This is a genomic window from Enterococcus sp. XAF26B05_ASV22 (assembly GCF_056727285.1).
Window position 1 is genome coordinate 1 of sequence record NZ_CM161538.1, and the last position, 20,602, is coordinate 20,602.

At 34.3% G+C, this 20,602-nt stretch carries 20 protein-coding genes and 1 pseudogene; 12 read left to right on the plus strand and 9 right to left on the minus strand.

The genetic code is table 11. The annotated features are described in order from the left end of the window. The 6 genes from dnaA to gyrA all read left to right on the plus strand — a co-directional run bounded on the left by dnaA (window position 1) and on the right by gyrA (window position 8,817). On the plus strand, window positions 1-1,344 hold the full coding sequence (gene dnaA / locus AC1PU0_RS00005) for a chromosomal replication initiator protein DnaA (RefSeq protein WP_479998598.1): 1,344 nt from the start codon (window positions 1-3) through the stop codon (window positions 1,342-1,344). 198 nt (window positions 1,345-1,542) lie between these two features. After that, the gene (gene dnaN, locus AC1PU0_RS00010; RefSeq protein ID WP_479998599.1) at window positions 1,543-2,673 is read left to right on the plus strand and encodes a DNA polymerase III subunit beta; all 1,131 of its coding nucleotides are present in this window, start codon (window positions 1,543-1,545) and stop codon (window positions 2,671-2,673) included. Between the two features lie 302 nt (window positions 2,674-2,975). Beyond that, window positions 2,976-3,218, plus strand: a complete 243-nt coding sequence (gene yaaA / locus AC1PU0_RS00015; RefSeq protein ID WP_010766628.1) for a S4 domain-containing protein YaaA — start codon at window positions 2,976-2,978, stop codon at window positions 3,216-3,218. After that, a complete protein-coding gene (recF, locus tag AC1PU0_RS00020) occupies window positions 3,205-4,332 on the plus strand; it encodes a DNA replication/repair protein RecF (protein ID WP_479998600.1) in 1,128 nt (375 codons plus the stop codon). The genes yaaA and recF overlap by 14 nt, the downstream gene beginning before the upstream one ends. Continuing rightward, the gene (gene gyrB / locus AC1PU0_RS00025) at window positions 4,329-6,278 is read left to right on the plus strand and encodes a DNA topoisomerase (ATP-hydrolyzing) subunit B (RefSeq protein ID WP_069653515.1); all 1,950 of its coding nucleotides are present in this window, start codon (window positions 4,329-4,331) and stop codon (window positions 6,276-6,278) included. Before recF ends, gyrB begins: the two co-directional genes overlap by 4 nt. 19 nt (window positions 6,279-6,297) lie before the next feature. Then, window positions 6,298-8,817, plus strand: a complete 2,520-nt coding sequence (gene gyrA, locus AC1PU0_RS00030) for a DNA gyrase subunit A (protein ID WP_479998601.1) — start codon at window positions 6,298-6,300, stop codon at window positions 8,815-8,817. Window positions 8,818-8,989: 172 nt separating this feature from the next. Here the strand turns inward: gyrA and AC1PU0_RS00035 are convergent, their stop codons facing one another. The 6 genes from AC1PU0_RS00035 to AC1PU0_RS00060 form a co-directional block, all read right to left on the minus strand. Further along, window positions 8,990-9,205 carry a hypothetical protein gene (locus tag AC1PU0_RS00035; RefSeq protein WP_111248219.1) on the minus strand — a complete coding sequence of 72 codons (216 nt, stop codon included), beginning with the start codon at window positions 9,203-9,205 and terminating at the stop codon, window positions 8,990-8,992. A 45-nt stretch (window positions 9,206-9,250) separates the two neighbouring features. Then, entirely contained in the window at window positions 9,251-9,415 is a 165-nt protein-coding gene (locus tag AC1PU0_RS00040) for a hypothetical protein (protein ID WP_181429508.1), read from the minus strand. Window positions 9,416-9,435: 20 nt separating this feature from the next. Further along, window positions 9,436-9,639 carry a hypothetical protein gene (locus AC1PU0_RS00045; RefSeq protein WP_111248218.1) on the minus strand — a complete coding sequence of 68 codons (204 nt, stop codon included), beginning with the start codon at window positions 9,637-9,639 and terminating at the stop codon, window positions 9,436-9,438. 108 nt (window positions 9,640-9,747) lie between these two features. Next, window positions 9,748-11,091, minus strand: coding sequence for an HlyD family secretion protein (locus AC1PU0_RS00050; RefSeq protein ID WP_206849733.1), 1,344 nt, complete (start codon window positions 11,089-11,091; stop codon window positions 9,748-9,750). 28 nt (window positions 11,092-11,119) lie between these two features. After that, entirely contained in the window at window positions 11,120-13,282 is a 2,163-nt protein-coding gene (locus AC1PU0_RS00055; RefSeq protein WP_111248216.1) for a peptidase domain-containing ABC transporter, read from the minus strand. Between the two features lie 13 nt (window positions 13,283-13,295). Next, window positions 13,296-14,162 (minus strand): helix-turn-helix domain-containing protein, encoded by an 867-nt coding sequence (locus tag AC1PU0_RS00060; protein WP_111248215.1) that lies wholly within the window; start codon window positions 14,160-14,162, stop codon window positions 13,296-13,298. A 185-nt stretch (window positions 14,163-14,347) separates the two neighbouring features. Between AC1PU0_RS00060 and AC1PU0_RS00065 the strand changes: the two are divergent. The 3 genes and pseudogenes from AC1PU0_RS00065 to AC1PU0_RS00075 form a co-directional block, all read left to right on the plus strand. Next, a pseudogene (locus AC1PU0_RS00065) lies at window positions 14,348-14,545 on the plus strand (DNA gyrase C-terminal beta-propeller domain-containing protein); the annotation flags it as partial. 136 nt (window positions 14,546-14,681) lie between these two features. Further along, window positions 14,682-15,113 carry a hypothetical protein gene (locus tag AC1PU0_RS00070; protein WP_010766624.1) on the plus strand — a complete coding sequence of 144 codons (432 nt, stop codon included), beginning with the start codon at window positions 14,682-14,684 and terminating at the stop codon, window positions 15,111-15,113. 125 nt (window positions 15,114-15,238) lie between these two features. Continuing rightward, window positions 15,239-15,406, plus strand: coding sequence for a hypothetical protein (locus AC1PU0_RS00075; protein ID WP_181429507.1), 168 nt, complete (start codon window positions 15,239-15,241; stop codon window positions 15,404-15,406). Window positions 15,407-15,449: 43 nt separating this feature from the next. On the opposite strand, the gene AC1PU0_RS00080 is transcribed toward AC1PU0_RS00075, so the two are convergent. Continuing rightward, a complete protein-coding gene (locus tag AC1PU0_RS00080) occupies window positions 15,450-15,821 on the minus strand; it encodes a PaaI family thioesterase (protein ID WP_206849735.1) in 372 nt (123 codons plus the stop codon). 5 nt (window positions 15,822-15,826) lie between these two features. Next, on the minus strand, window positions 15,827-16,180 hold the full coding sequence (locus AC1PU0_RS00085) for a hypothetical protein (RefSeq protein ID WP_206849737.1): 354 nt from the start codon (window positions 16,178-16,180) through the stop codon (window positions 15,827-15,829). 174 nt (window positions 16,181-16,354) lie between these two features. Here AC1PU0_RS00085 and AC1PU0_RS00090 point away from each other — a divergent pair, with 174 nt between their 5' ends. Both AC1PU0_RS00090 and AC1PU0_RS00095 read left to right on the plus strand, forming a co-directional pair. Beyond that, the gene (locus tag AC1PU0_RS00090; protein WP_069653510.1) at window positions 16,355-16,738 is read left to right on the plus strand and encodes a YccF domain-containing protein; all 384 of its coding nucleotides are present in this window, start codon (window positions 16,355-16,357) and stop codon (window positions 16,736-16,738) included. 258 nt (window positions 16,739-16,996) lie between these two features. Then, a complete protein-coding gene (locus AC1PU0_RS00095) occupies window positions 16,997-18,511 on the plus strand; it encodes a zinc ABC transporter substrate-binding protein AdcA (RefSeq protein WP_206849739.1) in 1,515 nt (504 codons plus the stop codon). Window positions 18,512-18,614: 103 nt separating this feature from the next. On the opposite strand, the gene AC1PU0_RS00100 is transcribed toward AC1PU0_RS00095, so the two are convergent. After that, the gene (locus AC1PU0_RS00100) at window positions 18,615-18,824 is read right to left on the minus strand and encodes a DUF1433 domain-containing protein (protein WP_069653508.1); all 210 of its coding nucleotides are present in this window, start codon (window positions 18,822-18,824) and stop codon (window positions 18,615-18,617) included. A 962-nt stretch (window positions 18,825-19,786) separates the two neighbouring features. On the opposite strand from AC1PU0_RS00100, the gene menB reads away from it, so the two are divergent. Continuing rightward, the gene (gene menB / locus AC1PU0_RS00105) at window positions 19,787-20,602 is read left to right on the plus strand and encodes a 1,4-dihydroxy-2-naphthoyl-CoA synthase (RefSeq protein WP_206849740.1); all 816 of its coding nucleotides are present in this window, start codon (window positions 19,787-19,789) and stop codon (window positions 20,600-20,602) included.

Genomic DNA, 20,602 nt, shown 5'->3' on the forward strand with positions numbered 1-20,602 from the left:
ATGCCCGATATGGAAAGTTTCTGGAAAGATTTAGAAGATACTTACCAATCTGTTTTGTCTGCACCAAGTTTTGATGCTTGGATAAAAACAACACAACCGCTAAAGTTGGAGAATAACCAATTATGGTTAGAAGTTCCTTCTGCTGTTCATAAAGACTATTGGGAAAAGAATTTAGCCGCAAAAATCGTCGAAACCGGCTTTAAATTGACTGGTGCTGAAGTAATGCCTCATTTTGTTATTACTGGTGAAAAAGAGCTCGTGCCTGTTCAAGAAGAAAAGAAAGCTCCTGTAACACCAGAAAAAATTGCTGAACATGGGAAAAAAGCTTTATTGAACCCAAAGTATTCTTTTGACACATTCGTGATCGGAAAAGGAAACCAAATGGCGCACGCAGCAGCTTTAGTTGTTGCAGAAGATCCTGGTTCTATTTACAATCCATTATTCTTTTATGGTGGAGTAGGTTTAGGGAAAACCCATTTGATGCATGCAATCGGTCATCAAATGTTACAAAATAGACCAGATGCGAAAGTAAAATACGTCAGCAGCGAAACATTTACAAATGAATTTATCAACTCGATTCAAACAAAAAATTCAGAACAGTTTCGAAAAGAGTATCGAAATGTCGATTTACTATTAGTGGATGATATTCAGTTCTTGGCTGAGAAGGAAGCAACATTAGAAGAATTTTTCCATACCTTCAATGATTTATACAATGAAAACAAACAAATCGTACTGACAAGTGATCGACCACCTAATGATATTCCAAAACTACCTGAGCGATTGGTTTCTCGTTTTGCTTGGGGTCTCTCTGTTGATATTACGCCACCAGATTTAGAGACACGAATTGCGATCTTGCGGAAAAAAGCCGACGCAGAACGCCTAGAGATCCCTGACGATACACTTAGTTACATCGCTGGTCAAATTGATTCTAATATTCGTGAATTAGAAGGTGCATTAGTCCGAGTTCAAGCATTTGCTACAATCAATGGTGAGGATATTACCACTAGTTTAGGAGCCGATGCCTTAAAATCGTTGAAATCTGTTGGCAGTCAAACTCATTTATCGATTTTACAAATCCAAGAAGAAGTGGCAAAGTATTACCATATCCAATTAAAAGATTTAAAAGGCAAAAAACGTGTGAAGTCCATCGTTGTTCCTAGACAAATCTCAATGTATCTATCTAGAGAGATGACCGAAAATTCTCTGCCTAAAATCGGTGCAGAATTCGGCGGTAAAGATCATACTACGGTCATCCATGCTCATGAAAAAATCCAACAATTAATGGAAAAAGATCCAACAATCCAAAAAGAAGTTGGGGAAATCAAAAACTTGCTCAATTCGTAGCCTGTGGATAAAAAAGAGAAATAGTAAAAAGTTTTCCACAAGTTATACACAAGTGGAAAACTCCTACTTCATTTCATTTCTACACTTTTCCACAGAATTAACAGGACCTACTACTTTTATTATTTATTTATATATAAATACAAACAGTCCTAACAAAATTTGTGCATTTAAAATCAATTAAAAAGGAGTTCATTTATTATGAAACTAACCGTAAAAAGAAATATATTTTTACAAGAATTACAAACTGTTCAACGAGCTATTTCTTCTAAAACAACTATCCCTATTTTAACCGGTGTAAAAATCGTTTTAACAGATGAAGGATTATCCTTAACGGGTAGTAATGCAGATATTTCTATTGAAAGTTTTTTAAGTAAAGAAGATGAAAAAGCTCAAATGACGATCGAATCAACTGGAAGCATCGTTTTACAAGCTCGTTTCTTTGGTGAAATCATTCGTAAATTACCTGAAGATATGTTCACTCTAGAAGTATTAGAAAATAATCAAGTTGCAATTACTTCAGGAAAAGCCGACTTTACCGTGAACGGATTGGACGCAGACAATTATCCACACCTTCCAGTTATCGATGCTAAAAATCAAATTCAATTACCAGTTCATCTTTTGACAAAAATTATCAATGAAACGGGATTTGCCGTTTCCCTTCATGAGAGTCGTCCCATTTTAACCGGAGTTCATTTTATTTTGGAAAACCAAAAATTATTGGCTGTTGCGACAGATTCACATCGTTTGAGCCAACGAATTATTCCTATCGAACAAGCAGCTGAAAATTTCAATATCGTAATCCCTGGGAAAAGTTTGACTGAACTTTCTCGTTCGTTTACAAATGAAGAAGAGATGGTTGAGATCAGCATCATGGAAAACCAAGTATTGTTTAAAACACAAAACATGTATTTTTATTCTCGTTTGTTAGAAGGAAATTATCCTGATACCAATCGTTTGATCCCAACAAGTTTTAATACGGAAATCGATTTTTATGTTCCAGATTTATTGTCTGCCATTGATCGCGCTTCATTATTGTCACATGAAGGCCGTAATAATATTGTTCGTTTAGCCATTGCGTCTGATTCTGTTGTTCTTTACGGAAACTCTCCAGAAATAGGAAAAGTGGAAGAGCCATTAAATTATGAAAAAGTAACGGGTGACCCATTGGAAATTTCTTTCAATCCAGATTATATGAAAGATGCCTTACGTGCATTCGGCGATATGAGCATTACAGTTAAATTCATTTCAGCAATTCGTCCATTTACCTTAGAACCGACTGAAACTGATTTGGACTTTATTCAATTGATTACGCCAGTTCGTACAAACTAAAAATAAAAAACAGTACTTGTCTTGTTTTTGAGGCAGGTGCTTTTTTATTTCCTTAAAATAGATCATTTATCTTTCATTCATCATTCTAAATAAAATGAAAACTACTGAAATAATTTTCAAGAAGTAAAACTTACAAATTTCTCCTTAAAATGCATTTTAAGCCTTTTTTAATCGTTAGAATATTTTTTGTCGATTGTATTCAAAATTGCTTAGAAAGAAAATTAGACGGATAAATTTGTTTTTTGACGTAAAAAAGAGTATAATATAAGAGTAAAAGTGAAAACAAAAAAGAGGGATGCATTTTGAAAAAGACGATTGTTTTAGAAACTGATTACATGACACTAGGTCAAGTCTTAAAAGAAGTCGACGTTATCAGCAGTGGTGGCGCTGCCAAATGGTACTTAGCTGAAAATAGTGTTTTCGTAGATGGGGAATTAGAGAATCGCCGCGGCAGAAAATTATACGCCGGTATGATGCTCGAGATACCTGAAGAAGGTACTTTTTTTATGGTCAAAAAAGGCGAGGTAGTCGATGAGACTGAATGAAATCGAGGTACAGCATTATCGTAATTATGATGGGCTGACCTTAGATTTTCCTAAAACACTGAATATATTTCTAGGAGAAAATGCACAAGGTAAGACAAATCTCTTAGAAAGTATTTATGTTTTAGCGATGACCCGCAGTCACCGAACCAGTAACGAAAAAGAATTGATCCATTGGGATTCCGATTCAGCAAGAATCAGTGGCGTTGTTGAAAAAAAGACCGGAACGGTACCGCTAGAAATCATTATTTCCAACAAAGGCCGTAAAACAAAGGTCAATCATATTGAACAAAAGCGTTTGAGTTCATATATCGGGCAACTAAACGTTATTTTATTTGCGCCGGAAGATTTATCTTTAGTGAAGGGCTCGCCACAATTACGTCGTAAATTTATCGACATGGAATTAGGTCAAGTTAATCCGATCTATTTATATGATTTGGTTCAATACCAGACTGTCTTAAAACAACGTAATCAATATTTAAAGCAGTTGGCTGAAAAAAAACAGTCAGATCATGTCTATCTAGATATTTTGACTGAACAATTAGCTGAATTTGGTGGTAAAGTCCTGTTTGCTCGTTTAGAATTTATCAAAAAATTAGAGCATTGGGCCAATTTACTTCATAAGAAAATTAGCCACGAAAAAGAAGAACTAGCAATCGAGTATTTTTCAAGCATTCCATTAGACAAAGAAAATTTTTCACTAGAAGAGATCCAAAAGCAACTACTGCAGAGCCTTCTTGATAACCGGAAAAGAGAATTGTTCAAAGCGAATACCTTTTTAGGCCCTCATCGAGATGACTTGATTTTTAATGTAAACGGACAAAATGTCCAAACATATGGTTCACAAGGGCAACAACGAACCACGGCTCTTAGCGTAAAGCTTGCGGAAATTGATTTAATGTATTCAGAAACAGGGGAATATCCTGTGTTGTTATTGGATGATGTCATGAGTGAATTAGATAATGAAAGACAATTGCACCTGCTAGAAACGATTGAAGGAAAGGTCCAAACGTTTTTAACTACGACCAGTTTGGATCATTTAAGCAATAAATTAACTGTTGAACCAGATATATTTTATGTTCATCAGGGAGAGATAGAGAGGGAAGCATCTATATGACAGAAGAAGAAAAAAACATGAAAGAACGTGCCCAAGAATATGATGCCAGTCAGATTCAGGTATTAGAAGGTCTTGAAGCGGTTCGTAAACGTCCTGGTATGTACATAGGATCTACGAGTTCAGAAGGGTTACATCATTTAGTTTGGGAGATCGTTGATAATTCGATCGATGAAGCGTTAGCAGGCTTTGCATCAAGTATCCAAGTAGTCATCGAAGAAGACAATAGTATTACAGTTGTCGATGATGGTCGGGGAATCCCAGTTGGTATTCAAGCAAAAACTGGTCGTCCAGCGGTAGAAACAGTCTTTACCGTTCTCCATGCTGGAGGAAAATTTGGCGGTGGCGGATATAAAGTTTCCGGTGGACTTCACGGGGTAGGTTCCTCTGTTGTTAACGCGCTATCCACAACTTTAGACGTAAAAGTCTACAAAGAAGGTAAAATTTATTTCCAAGAGTTTCACCAAGGTGCTGTCAAAGATGATTTGAAAGTCATCGGCGATACTGACCGTCATGGGACGACTGTCCATTTTGTTCCAGATCCAGAAATTTTTACAGAAACAACGATTTTTAACTTTGATAAATTAGCAACACGAGTTAGAGAATTGGCCTTCTTAAATAAAGGCCTAAAAATCTCTATTGAAGATAAACGTGAAGAAAAACCTGTCTTGAAAGAATACCACTACGAAGGCGGAATCAAGAGTTACGTAGAACACTTGAATGCGAACAAAGATGTATTATTCCCAGAACCTGTTTTCATTGAAGGAGAGCAGCAAGATATCATCGTGGAAGTCTCTATGCAATACACAGATGGCTACCATACTAACTTACTAAGTTTCGCCAACAACATTCATACCTATGAAGGTGGAACGCATGAATCAGGTTTTAAAACGTCATTAACGCGTGTCATCAATGATTACGCTCGTAAACAAAAAATCATGAAAGAAAATGACGAAAACCTAACAGGAGAAGATGTTCGTGAAGGATTAACAGCTGTTATTTCGATCAAACATCCAGAACCTCAATTTGAAGGACAAACCAAAACAAAATTAGGAAACTCAGAAGTTCGTACGGTTACTGACCGTTTATTCTCTGAGTATTTCAATAAATTCTTGATGGAAAACCCAACTGTTGGGAAACAAATCGTAGAAAAAGGTCTACTGGCTTCAAAAGCTCGTATGGCTGCTAAAAGAGCCCGTGAAGTGACTCGTCGTAAAGGCGCTCTTGAAATCAGTAATTTACCTGGTAAATTAGCCGATTGTTCAAGTAAAGATCCTGAAAAATGTGAAATCTTCATCGTCGAAGGAGATTCTGCCGGCGGATCAGCAAAACAAGGACGTAGTCGTGAATTCCAAGCGATTTTACCGATTCGTGGGAAAATTTTGAATGTTGAAAAAGCCAGCATGGATAAAATTTTAGCCAATGAAGAAATTCGCTCATTATTTACAGCGATGGGGACAGGGTTTGGTGCTGATTTTGATGTATCTAAAGCACGTTATCACAAATTAGTAATCATGACCGATGCCGATGTCGATGGTGCACATATCCGTACACTGTTATTGACACTGTTCTATCGTTTCATGCGTCCGGTTGTTGAAGCGGGATATGTATATATCGCTCAACCACCGTTATATGGGGTCAAACAAGGGAAAAATATCACCTACGTTCAACCAGGAAAAAATGCTGAGGAAGAACTAGCTAAAGTTTTAGAGAGCCTACCAGCTAGTCCAAAACCGAGCGTTCAACGTTATAAAGGTCTTGGAGAGATGGATGATCATCAATTATGGGAAACAACAATGGATCCTGAAAAACGTTTGATGTCACGTGTCAGTGTTGATGATGCGATCGAAGCCGATCAAATTTTTGAAATGTTGATGGGGGACCGTGTTGAACCACGCCGAGCATTTATTGAAGAAAATGCCCATTACGTGAAAAATCTAGATATTTAATGAAGAAGGAGATAAATTCATGAGTGAAGAAATCAAAGAGAACATTCAAGACGTCAATCTGACCAGTGAAATGAAAGAATCCTTCATTGATTATGCAATGAGCGTTATTGTAGCGCGTGCGTTGCCGGATGTTCGTGATGGGTTAAAACCAGTTCATCGCCGTATTTTATATGGGATGAATGAGTTAGGTGTAACACCAGACAAACCACATAAAAAATCAGCTCGTATCGTTGGGGACGTTATGGGTAAGTACCATCCACATGGAGATTCATCCATTTATGAAGCAATGGTACGAATGGCTCAGCCATTTAGTTATCGCAGTATGCTAGTTGATGGACATGGAAACTTCGGTTCTGTCGATGGCGACGGTGCTGCTGCGATGCGTTATACCGAAGCTAGAATGAGCAAGATCGCATTGGAAATGCTACGTGATATCAATAAAAATACCGTAGATTTTCATGGAAACTACGATGACTCAGAACAAGAGCCTGATGTATTGCCCGCACGTTTTCCTAACCTGTTAGTGAATGGAACAACAGGGATTGCTGTAGGGATGGCAACAAACATTCCACCACATAATTTAGCGGAAGTAATCGAAGCCGCAAGTTTATTGATGGAAAATCCCGATGCAACAACGAATGAATTGATGGAAGTATTACCTGGACCAGATTTCCCTACAGGCGGTTTAGTTATGGGCAAATCAGGTATTCGTCGTGCTTATGAAACAGGTCGAGGATCAATCACGATTCGTGCCAAAGTTGAGATCGTTGATATGCCAAACGGTAAAGAACGTATCTTAGTTTCTGAGTTGCCATATATGGTCAACAAAGCACGCTTAATTGAACGAATTTCAGAATTGCATCGTGAAAAAAGAATCGAAGGAATCACTGATTTACGTGATGAATCTTCTCGTGAGGGTATGCGGATCGTCATTGATGTTCGTCGTGATGTCAGTGCTTCTGTTATCTTGAATAACCTTTATAAAATGACGGCATTGCAAACCTCTTTTGGTTTTAATATGTTGGCAATCGAAAAAGGGATTCCTAAGATTTTGAGCTTGAAAGAAATTCTTGAAAATTATATAGAGCATCAAAAAGAAGTTATTACACGTCGTACAGAATTTGATAAGAAAAAAGCTGAAGCGCGTGCTCATATCTTAGAAGGTTTACGAATTGCGTTAGATCACATTGATGAGATCATCGCAATTATTCGAAACTCTAAAGCAGATGATGAAGCAAAAGCTTCTTTGATTGAGCGTTTTGAATTTTCAGATCGTCAAGCACAAGCGATTTTAGATATGCGTTTACGCCGTTTAACAGGTTTAGAACGTGATAAGATCGAAAATGAATACCAAGAATTATTGAAATTCATTGCTGATTTGAATGATATTTTAGCTCGACCAGAACGTGTAGTGCAAATCATCAAAACAGAGTTAGGTGAGATTCATGATAAATACGGCGATGCACGTCGCACAGAACTATTAGTCGGTGAAGTCCTAAGCTTAGAAGACGAAGACTTGATCGAAGAAGCTGAAGTCGTGATTACTTTGACGAACAATGGCTACATCAAACGAATGGCTAATAGTGAATTTAGAGCACAACGCCGTGGTGGTCGTGGTGTTCAAGGAATGGGTGTTCATGATGATGATTTCGTGAAAAACCTTGTCTCTTGTTCAACACATGATACATTATTATTCTTTACAAATAACGGTAAAGTCTATCGTGCCAAAGGCTATGAAATTCCTGAATACGGCAGAACAGCTAAAGGAATCCCTGTGATCAACATGCTAGGTATCGACTCTAGTGAGAAGATCCAAGCAATCATCGCTGTTGAAGGACAAGCCGAAGAAGGACATTATCTATTCTTCACGACTCGTAAAGGTACTGTTAAACGTACAGCAGTCAAAGCATTCTCTAATATTAGAAGCAATGGTTTGATCGCAATCGGCCTGAAAGAAGAGGATGAGTTAGTCAATGTTGTCTTAACGAATGGTGAACAAAACATGATCATCGGAACACATAATGGTTATTCTGTGACCTTTGCTGAAACTGCAGTCCGTGATATGGGCCGTACAGCATCAGGTGTGCGTGGTATTCGTCTAAGAGAAGATGATTACGTCGTAGGAGCCTCTCTATTGGACGCTGACACGGAAGTTCTAGTGTTGACGGAAAATGGTTACGGTAAGCGTACAAAAGCCTCTGAGTACCCCGTGAAGGGCCGTGGTGGTAAAGGAATCAAGACAGCCAACATTACAGCGAAAAATGGACCACTAGCAGGACTTACTACCGTTCGTGGTGATGAAGATATTCTAGTGATCACCAATAAAGGTGTCATTATTCGTTTCAATGTCGATTCAGTTTCTCAAACAGGGCGTGCTACATTAGGGGTTCGTTTGATGAGAATGGAAGATGACGCAAAAGTTGTGACGATGGCGGTTGTTGAGCCAGAACCAGATGAAATTGTTGAAGAAGTTGAAGGTGTGGAAACAATAGTAGTTGAAAGTGAAACACCAGAAACAGATCCAACGACTGAAGGATAAAAATAAAACCTCGCTTCAGTCTAACGTCGACTGGAGCGAGGTTTTTTAGTAAGTAAAAATTAGAACATTTAACTTTGTGTAGTAAAGGTTAAATGTTCTAATTTCTATGAATATATTGTAATTCTTTCTTTGTTAAGATAATTAAAAGAGACATTAATCACTCACGGTATACTTATTTTTTAGTATCATGGTATCCATTCCAAAATCCTAAAGCAGCAGCACCAGCTAAAGTAGTAACACCGGCAGCAATTAAGGCAGCCGCTTTCCAACCAACAAAGGCAATACCAGCAATTACAATAGTTAAACCACCATTTGTATCATACATCTCATCTGAATCAAGCAAATTATACTTCGCTTCAATTGTGTTTAAAGAATTCAATTTTTCCATAAAATTTTCCTCCATTATCTAAAATATTTTAGTTTGTATTTCTTGTTAATTAATGAAAAATAGTAAAATAATCATCCAGAAGATATTCCCAGTATCAATATCTTTTTTATAAATCAAATCCATCAAAATATTTCCTATAATTAAGAAAATAAATAAAAAAGTCACAAGTTTCAATATCTTAGGAGATAAATCAATTATTGACGAATTCATAATAAAAGCTCCTTCCATTATTATTTCACGTAAGCCCAACCTTTACCGATAGCATATCCGATACCATAAGCTCCAGCAACAATTGCTGCAAAAGCTTTAGCAGATACAGCATAAGTTACACCAGCTATAACGATAGTAAATAAAGCTCCTCCGTTAATGTCATACATTTCTTCTAACTCAAGTCCACTATACGTTGATTCTAAAGCTGCAAAACCGTTATTCATACTATTTCCTCCTTTCAAAGTTTGTTATAGAAATTTCTATAAGTTAAGTATATATATGATTGGGTAGTATTTGTGAGAACGTTCCATATATCGGACAACATAAGTTGATTACTTAAAAATTTTTTTCCATAAGAAAGATAAATAAGTTGTTTTACCTGTTAATATATTAATGTTTCCAGTTGTTCCGTGTGGATAGTTTAAAGCATCTGTGGGTTCGCAAAAAAGAGTATAATAGCTTCCCTGTTCTGTTTGTTTAGGCTCCGTTTGAACTTTTTTTATTGTTCCAACGATTACTTTATTTTTATTGTTTTCTAAATTATTTACTGTAAACTTTATTTTTTGGTCTTTTTTAACTCCTAGGATTTGATTACTTGGGAGATACACTTCGATATACTTTTCTTGTTTATGGCTAACAATTTTTCCTACCTCAGTTCCCTCTGGAATAATTTGCCCTTTTGAAACAGCCTCAGAAAATTCGATTGTTCCATCAGCTTCAGCTGTTAAACTATACTTATTTAGTTCTTTTTGGCGAGACTCTAACTGTCGGGTTAATTCTTGTTTACTGTTTTTAGTCTCTGCATCGGTTGCTTCAATAGTACTTAGTAATTGTGTCTTTGTTTCTTCAGAGCTTAGTAACTGCTGTTGTTTGTTTATATCAGTAGTGTCAATACTCTCTTTTAGAAGTAATTGTTTCTCATTTAAGGTTATTTTTTCTTGAAGAAGCATTTGAATATTTTTTTCAATAGAAGTTAAGATTTCAATTTTAAAAGTGGCCAATTCGTTACTATCTAACAAACTTTTTCTCTTTTCATCATAGCTTAATACCTCAATATGAACGACATCAGTAGAAAAGGAATGAGAGGAGTCGGTGTTGACATATTCTTTGAATGTAGCGTAATCTGTTAATTTTGTTTCAATTGACAATAATTGAGTGGTTAAAAGATTTTGTTGCTCACTGAGAGATGATTTTTTTATTTGGCTGTCATCAACATTATTTTTTTTCAAAGTTGTGAGATAATTTTCTACTTGGCTTTTGTATCCGAATAAATCATTTTCTAATTTATTGTTTTCTTCATTAACACTGTCTTTAAACAATGACAAGTATTTCTGTTGATCCGTTTTTTCTTTAATTGACTCGGTAGTTTTGTCTATTTCTTGTTGTATCTGGCTAGAATCAAATATAATTAAATTTTTTCCTTTTTTTACTCTATCGTTATTTGATACTAGAATTTCAGATATTTTTGTATTAACTGGACTAGAAATTGTAATACCAAGATCTTTGGACAAAATTGCACCAGTGGATTTTATAGATAGTTCCATTGTTCCGAAAGTTAGAAAAATAGTGCTAAAAATTAACAGTAAAATAAACGGATAAAGTACATATAATCCAGTTTTACTATAATTGGTATCTAATAAGTCTTTTCCTATTTTTATGTTTAAAAGTTCATTCATAGCGCACTCCTTTAATAATCTAGATAGTTTATTCAGAATAACCTAATAAATTATAATAGGTACCTTGGTTTTGCAGTAAATGAAGATGAGTTCCTTGTTCAACAATCTTTTTTTGCTCCATTACATAGATATGTGAACATTCTTTTAAAATGGACAATCTATGAGCTATTATTATGACCGTTAATGAAGGAATAATCATTAAATTATCAATTATCTTTTTTTCTGTATAGCTATCAATACTGCTAGTTGCTTCATCCATAATAATTATAGGAGATTTTCGTAATAACGATCGTGCTAATGCTAAACGCTGTCTTTGTCCTCCAGAGAAGTTCGCTGCATTTTCTTCTATAAAACTGCTATATCCTAAAGGTAAAGATTCGATATGTTCATGGATACATACGATTTTACAAAAGTGAATGACTTCTTCTAAGGTGACTTCTCTATCTAAGCCAAACACTAAATTCTCATAAATACTACCACTAAAGAAAAAAGTAGTTTGAGGAATCAAAGTGACATTTTTACGTAGATTTTTTTTTGAAATATCCTTAATATTGTAATCGTTATATTTTATTTTTCCTTCTATACATTCATAGTGCGAGACGAGTAATTTTGCTAATGTTGACTTACCAGAACCACTTTTTCCAACGATAGCTACTTTTTCTCCAAAGTTTATTTTCATATTTATTTCACTCAAGCACTCTCTTTGCATAGGATAATTAAAGGATACATTTTTTAGTTCAATAACTCCTTTGAAGATATCTTCATGAATGATTTTTTCACTATCATTTTCGTCTAATTCAGATTTTATGGTAAAAATTTCTCCTAATCGATCTGCAGCTACTTTTGCTGTTTGTAACTGTGGTTGTAAATTAATGATATTTTGTAAGGGAGTTGAGAAATAAGAAACCATCATGTTAAATGTCATTAATTGTCCAACACTTAAAGTACCTTCAATAACTAATTTTGCACCAGACCACAAAATTAGTGTATTTACTGCTAATTGTAGTATCTGTTTTAAAGCAGTTTGGATGTTATCTAATTTGAAAGTTTTAAACATAGAATGAATATAGTTAATAAATAATTTATCAACTTTTTTTGAAGCTTCACTTTCAGCTTGAATTGCTTTAATTGTTTCTATCCCATTCACAGACTCAATAATAAAAGAGTTGAGTAAAGAGTTATCTTCCATTTCTTTATGATTTAATTCGTCATATTTTTTTACAAATACAAGTATAATGACACAATAAAAGGGAATAACAATGAGCGTTAAAGCAAATAATTTAGCATTTTGGAAGAACATTATTAAGCTGATAAGCAATAACATAGTAACATCTAATATGATTGTCAATACAGAGCTTGCGAGAGCATTTACAACTTTGCTTGCATCAGTAAAACGTGAAATCACCTCTCCAGTTTTTCTTGTGGCAAAAAAATTCATTGATAAGAGTAATACATGATTGTAATAGCCAAGCATTAGTCGAATACTCATTCTATTTCCTAAAACTGCTAATAAATATGCTTTTATACTTTCAAATGCTGATTGGAAAATATAAAGAAAAATGATGCCTAATGAAATCACATTTAAAGTTGTAAGTGCGCCTTCCGGTATAATAGAATCAATTAGTGTTTGAAAATAGAAAGAAGCAATAATTCCTAGTAGGGTTACTGTAAAGGCGGCCACTACAATATGAAATATTAATTTTTTATCTAATAAAAGGATTTTCATAATATCGAGTAAGGAATTGTTATTTTCTGAAAGAGAAATATAATTCTCTTTGGGTAAAGTAAAAATAATTGCATTAGTCCACATTTCTTCAAATTGTTGTTTTGAAATTTTTACTAAGCCTTCAGCGGGATCTGAAATTAGCAGATGGTTTTTTTCTACTTTATGTATAACCACAAAGTGCAAGAGCATTTCATCCTTTATTATGTGAGCTATTGCGGGGTATGGGAGAGTTGAATCATCAAAAATAGACATATCCGCTTTTATAGCTTTACTCTCAAAATCAAAAGTGTTTAGGCACTGAACGATTCCAAAAACATTCGTTCCAAGTTCATTTGTTCCAGACAGCTCTCTAATTTTAGAGATTGGTATATTTGATTTATATTGACGTAAAATTGTTGCAATACATGCCGCTCCACAATCTTTCATATCGTTTTGTTTAATTGATTTATATTTTAAATACCTCAAAATATGTTTCTCCTTATTTTTTGTTTATGACAGTTATTGTAACTGCATAGATATTTTCTAAAACTCTCCAATAAGAATTATTTAGTTGTTTTAAAAAATCAATGTTTCTTTTAGTAATTAAAATTCCATTAGGGCAGTCTTCAGTTATTATTAATGAAAGTCCAATGAAAAAATTTTGTAAAACTTGTTCTAACAATAATTCATCCGAGATATTCAAGTTAACAAGTATTTGTGTATATTTGTGGACTTTTAAAATATCTTTTTCTTCGATTTCGATAATGATCATATTAATAAGTATTTTTACTAACTCTGATTCGTACTGTTTTAAATTTTTATATTTGTTGGCACTGTTGAAGATGTTAGTAATCATTAATTCATTTGTTTCTCTAGAAAATGAAAAATAAGTATTTATATACAAAACTAAATCATAATGAGTAAAAAAGTTGAGATTCAATAAATAATATTGAATCTCATTTTGTTTGCTATAGTCATTATTTAAGTTTAATCTGTTGATCAACAAATCTATTACTAAGTAAATATGTTTATATTTTTCTATCAAAGATTTTTTATGTAGATTTAGTGAATACAATTTTAATTCTTCTAGTTTCTCAATATTTTTTTCAAGAAAAGCTCTTTTAACATTTTTAAATAGTCGTTTAAACTCATCTTCTTTAAAAGAATTACCAATATACATAAATTCTTCTATAGAAACATTGAGTTGTTCTAATAGTTTAAAAAACGTTACAGCCGATATCTCAGATTGATTATTGATAATTCTATGATATTGGGATCTTGAAATAACGCCAGTTGTCAAAATTTTTATAGATATATTTTTGCCTTTTCTGATAAAATCTATCGTTTGTCCTAAGTCGATAATCATGCTAGTAATCACTCCTTTTAATGATTAATATGTATCTTTAGAGACTGTTTAAAAATTTAAAAGAATCAAAGCCCACATAACCACCCCACCTTTTATTGAATATTCAGATTATACATAATATTATCATCTTATAGTAATGATTACAATACTTTTAGTTTCTTTTTTTTGTTATTGGATACAAAAGTTTCAACGTGGATTCAGTTTTTCAAACAGGACGTGCTACATTAGGTGTTCGTCTAATGAGAATGGAAGAAGATGCAAAAGTTGTAACGATGGCTGTTGTTGAGCCAGAACCAGATGAAATCGTTGAAGAAATTGAAGGTGTTGAAACAACAGTAGTTGAAAGTGAAACACCAGAAACAGATCCAACAACTGAAGAATAAATTAAAAGAAGAACATTTCAGAAAAATGCTGAAATGTTCTTTTTTTAAAATTTTAAAAAAATAGAATATCATTTTGCTTTGTTTTGGAAAAAAGTATGATTATAATAAAGAGTAATAAGAAGTGAGAGGTAAAATTATGACACAAGAGAAATTATTATTATCTAAAACTTTTTCAAAGCAATTAAATATTGGAACAGCGTTATCTAACTTTATTGAAAATATACTAGAAATATTCGGGGAAAAGACAACTGTTTATGAACGAAGACCGATTACTTTTTCAGAGTATCTTTATGTAGAAATGATTACTTTTTCAAATGGTTTTCAGATTAGAACGAGCTTAAAAAGAAATCCCGACACCTTTGAAATCGAAGCTTTTGCATATGCAGAACCGAACCATGTTTACTTATCAAATTTAACTTCAGAAGAATTAAACTTAATGTACAAGCTTGTCAAAAAGGAAAGAGAAAAGATCATGAATCAAAAATATGCGGAAGTAAATCAAAGAGAATTGGACGTCATGACTTCGCTCTTAATGAATTTAAAGGTGATCACAGGAGAAATCATTTAGTAAAGGGACAAATTTCATAGTGAAAGAATATGACTTTTGTCATGTCGATCTCTGACAAAAACGTCTGTTTGTTTATTTCTGAATCCGTCATAATAAGCTTATCAATTAATTAGGAGCGAATAAGTATGACAAATCAAAATGAAAAAATCGAAGCATTAAAATTAGAAAATGAAAACTTGAGATTACGCTTAGCTACGATAAAAGAGGATAATAAAAGTCATTTGACTTCGTGGGTTTGGGTTTTAGTACCTGTGATGGGCATGTTAGTCAGCTTAGCGAATAACATTTTTTAAACGTTAAAGACGCACGGCCAGATTTCTGTCCGTGCGCTGATTTTTACTTCTCTATTTTTCGGCCTATCAACGTACAACGACCAACTGCAGTCATTTCACCAGATGCATTAAAAATTTTTCCTTCCCAAACTTGAACGGACTTTCCGATGCGATTGGGTGTGGCAATTGTTGTTAGAACACCACTAGACACTTCTTTTAAGTGGTTGACTTGAAGATCGATACCGACTGCATAAGAGGTCTTATCCAACTGTTCATTAGCGCCTAAACTACAGGCTGTTTCAATCAAAATACCATTCATTCCACCATGTAAAATGCCATAAGGCTGTTGATGGAAATCGGCTATCTTCATTGTTAAAACAACTTTTTCTTTAGATAGTTCAGTTGTTTCAATGTTTAAATAGTCTAATAAATGCATAAAAATCAACCCTTTCTTTTTTTAATTAATTCAAGAAAATCAATTACGTTATCTAGTACCAGTTCATGGTAACTTAAAGAATCAAAATAAAAAACTTTTTCTTTTGGGTAATCTTTGAAATCAAATTGTTTTTGTAATCCAGGTACACAAATTATTGCATCTGCTCTTTGAGCAATAAGATCAATATCTGCTATAGAGTCGTCCAAGACAGCTAGCCAGTTACTCCCTTTTTTTTCAAGTGCTTGATTTAGTTGTGATACTAGTTTTTTTTGTTTAAACATTCCTAGAATATTACCGCTTGGGAATTTGCTTTTTCCGATCATTGGTGTACTTTGATACACTACGACTGCTGTGCTCATAAACAACTCTCCTTTGTGATGAATAACTTATTAACCAATAGTAACCAAGTTAGTAAATGTTCACAAGGAAATTCATATAATTTAGTAAATTTATGTTTTGAATAAGGTTTTGTTTTTTGATTTTGTAGTATAATTTATTTTTGTAAGTTTAAGTAGAAAGTAGAGGTTTGCTTTATGGGATGTCTTGGAAATATTATTTGGTTTATTTTTGGTGGTTTCGCTGGTGGTTTGGCTTGGCTTTTAGCAGGTGTACTTTGGTGCATTACGATTGTTGGGATTCCGATTGGTCTGCAGTGTTTCAAGCTTGCAGGATTGAGTTTTTGGCCGTTCGGTAAAAAGGTTGTATATAGTACAAGTACAAGTTCGTTTTTAGTAAATATTCTCTGGTTGGTTATCAGTGGATTTTGGCTAGCACTAGGCCATTGTATCAGTGGAATCATTTTGTGTGTGACGATTATTGGAATTCCATTTGGAATGCAATCATTTAAACTAGCGAAGTTAGCGCTGATGCCATTCGGTGCACAGGTAGTTCCGACAAATAGTGTTTATATGGAATAATAGTAAAAAAGCAAAAAAATAGAAAGACCAAGAAAAAACATGTCCGTTTTTTCTTGGTCTTTCTTCGTCTCTTGACAATGATAAAAAAAATTGTTATATTCTCATGTGGTTAAAACGTAATCGTTACGTTTTAATTAGCGCGAATCGGAAAGGGGTGATCGAATGAACAACTAGACCTTATATAATAATGCTTTTTTCGCACGAGCAATTATCTTAAGATGCAGCATATTATAAATAAAACGATTGAGGAGATTAGGGATGAAAAAGAAGTTAACACTTATTATTACAGGTTTATTTTTACTAACGGTTATTTTAACTGCTTGCACTAAACCAAAATCTGAAACAAAGAATAAAGAGAAAGAACAGCTGACAATCGTCACTTCTTTTTATCCAATGTATGAATTTACAAGAAATATTGTCGGTGATGCTGGCGAGGTTACATTGATGGTGCCAGCAGGAACTGAAGCACATGATTATGAACCTTCTGCAAAAGAAATCGCTAACTTACAAGACGCGGATGCTTTTGTTTACAATAGTGAATATATGGAAACTTGGGTTCCTAAGATGGAGAAATCATTGAAGAACGTGACGAGCATCAAAGCAAGTGAAGGTATGGTTCTTTTACCTGGAAGTGAAGACCACGATCATTCAGCTGAGGAGAATCATGACGGTCATTCTCATGACTATGATCCGCATTTGTGGTTGAGTCCTTTTCGTGCAATTAAAGAAGTGGAAACAATCAGAGATGGGTTGATCGACCAATTTCCGGAGCAAAAAACGACATTTACAAAAAATGCAGCTGATTACATTGAAGTGTTGACAGAGCTTAATAAGTTGTATGAAGCAAAGTTGGTGAATGCCAAACAAAAGAATTTTATTACGCAACATACAGCTTTTTCTTATTTAGCCTTAGACTACAACCTAAAACAAGTACCGATCGCAGGGATTTCTCCTGATCAAGAACCAAAGCCTTCACGGATTGCGGAATTAAAAGAGCTAGTTGAAGAAACAGGAATCAACTATATTTATTTTGAAGAAAATGCAAATGACCGAGTAGCAAAAACGTTAGCGAATGAAGCTGGTGTTGAATTACTTGTATTAAATCCGTTAGAGGGACTTACCAACGATGACATGAAGGCCGGTAAAACGTATATCAGTGTGATGAAGGAGAATTTAGAAGCACTGATAAAATCAACAGAAGTGACACCTAAAAAAGATGTCGCCGAACCAGAAGTAAACAAGACTGTTTCAAATGGGTATTTTGACGACAAAGATGTTAAAGATCGCACCCTTTCTGATTATGCAGGTGAGTGGCAATCGGTATTTCCTTATTTAGAAGATGGCACGTTTGACCAAGTATTTGATTATAAAGAAAAATTAACGAAAAAAATGACGGCCGCAGAATACAAAGATTACTATCAAAAAGGGTATCAAACGGACGTTGATCGTATTGATATCAGTAAGGACGCCATGACATTTATAGTAGGGGATAAAAAATACACATCGAAATATAAATACGCAGGAAAAGAAATCTTAACGTACAAAGCTGGAAATCGTGGGGTTCGCTTTTTGTTTGAAGCAACGGAGGATACGCCATATAAGTATGTTCAATTTTCAGATCATGGCATCGCGCCTTCCAAAGCAGCACATTTCCATATCTATTTTGGTAATGAAAGTCAACAAAAATTATTGGACGAAATGGATAATTGGCCGACTTATTATCCTGTAGGTATGACTGGATTTGAGATTGCACAAGAGATGTTAGCACATTGACAAGCATGTAAATAGTTAAATTTGACCTCATCAAAAATCGGTAAGTTAAGATTTTTGATGGGGTTATGTTTAGTTTAGTGGGTAGCATTAATATGAGTAAAATTTATGTGGAGGATAGCGCTGTGCTATTTAGTTCTCCTTGTTTTTCTTTCTCAATTTCTTCAACAGATTTTGTTATTTCATTTTTTAATAAATACTCGGGTTTTCTATTTTCAAAATCGAGATCATTGTTAAAGTGCCAGTTATGTATATAAGCAGAAAAGCGCATGTTTTTGTCATTACTGACGTATCCTTTACTTGTAGGTGTTCCCATAGGCGTTTTTTCTAATATTTTTTAATTTACACTGGTTACATCTTTGTAATTATAAAACAAATATTTTTCTATTCTGGGTTATTAGTAAATTCTTCTTCAAAAGTATTTGGCGTAAGTCAAGCAGAGAAACTTAAACTCTTTTTTCATTTATATAATCATGAATACACGTACTATCAGATGGGTACTTTTTTGAATCTGTGAATGTCGTTGTAATTATACGGTATATAATCTTCGATTCTTTTTTTGTAGATAGATATCTTTATTTTTCGCCATAAAGAGCCCCTTATTACTAAAATTATTGAAATTAATATAGTAATTTTATTCTTTTTCATTGCCACTTCATTAGATACTATTAATGTATTCAATTATGTAGGAGGTTGGATTATGGTGAAAATAACGTATCGATCATTAAAACACTGCCTTTCAGTCGCAAAACTGTAAGAAAAGGCAATATAATAAAATACTATAAATAATTAATTTTTTAAATTCTTCTGATTTCGCTACATATGATTTTTCACCGCTCTCTAAACCCTCTATCATTCTAAAAACTACATAATTGTGTATAATAGAAACATTGAAAACAATTATATTATTGTAAGACTAATCTCTCGGTAAAAAGATAAATGATGAATGAGGAAAAGAACACCGCAGTCATAGTTTCTTATCTTTCTGTCAGAGCGAAGCGGCTTGTTCCGCTTTTATGTTATCTAGCTACGCAGGCTAGCCTCTCGGGAAAAAGACAAATTATGAATGAGGCAAAAAGCACCTCAGTCATAATTTCCTATTTTCCAGTCGAGGCTGGACGAGCCCACTACGCTTTTAAAACTATCTAGCTGCACAAATCAATCCTTAGGAAAATAGATAAATTGTCAGTGAAACAAAGAAAGTTTCAATGCCAACTTCCTAATTTTCTACAGGATTAATCGATTTGTTCCGCTTTAAAATTATAAGGAGGTTTCCTCATGAGAAACTGGACAACAATCAAAGAATACGATGAAATTTTATTTGAACAAGAAGGAAAAGTGGCGAAAATTACGATTAATCGCCCTCAAGTACACAATGCCTTTACACCGAAAACCGTTATGGAATTGATCGATGCATTTAACATTAGCCGTGATAAGCAAGATGTCGGTGTGATTATTTTAACCGGTGCAGGCGATAAAGCCTTTTGTTCTGGTGGGGATCAAAAAGTCCGCGGACATGGTGGCTATGTGGGCGAAGATAGTGTTCCACGTTTAAATGTATTAGATTTACAACGCCTGATTCGTGTGATTCCAAAACCTGTTATTGCGATGGTCAAAGGCTATTCGATTGGTGGCGGAAATGTTCTTCAGCTTGTTTGTGATTTAACGATTGCAGCAGATAATGCAAAATTCGGTCAAACTGGACCGAACGTAGGAAGTTTCGATGGCGGCTATGGTTCTGGCTATTTAGCTCGTGTGGTTGGTCATAAAAAAGCTAAAGAAGTGTGGTTCCTATGCAAACAGTATTCAGCAGAAGAAGCGTTGGATATGGGCTGGATCAATACCGTTGTACCTTTAGCAAATGTTGAAGAAGTTACAATGGAGTGGGCAGAAGAAATGTTGAAGAAAAGCCCGCTTGCTTTACGTATGATCAAAGCATCTTTAAATGCTGATACAGACGGATTGGCTGGAATTCAGCAATTAGCAGGAGATGCAACCTTGCTTTATTACACAATGGATGAAGCCAAAGAAGGACGCGATTCGTTTAAAGAAAAACGTGATCCTGATTTCGACCAATTCCCTAAATTTCCATAA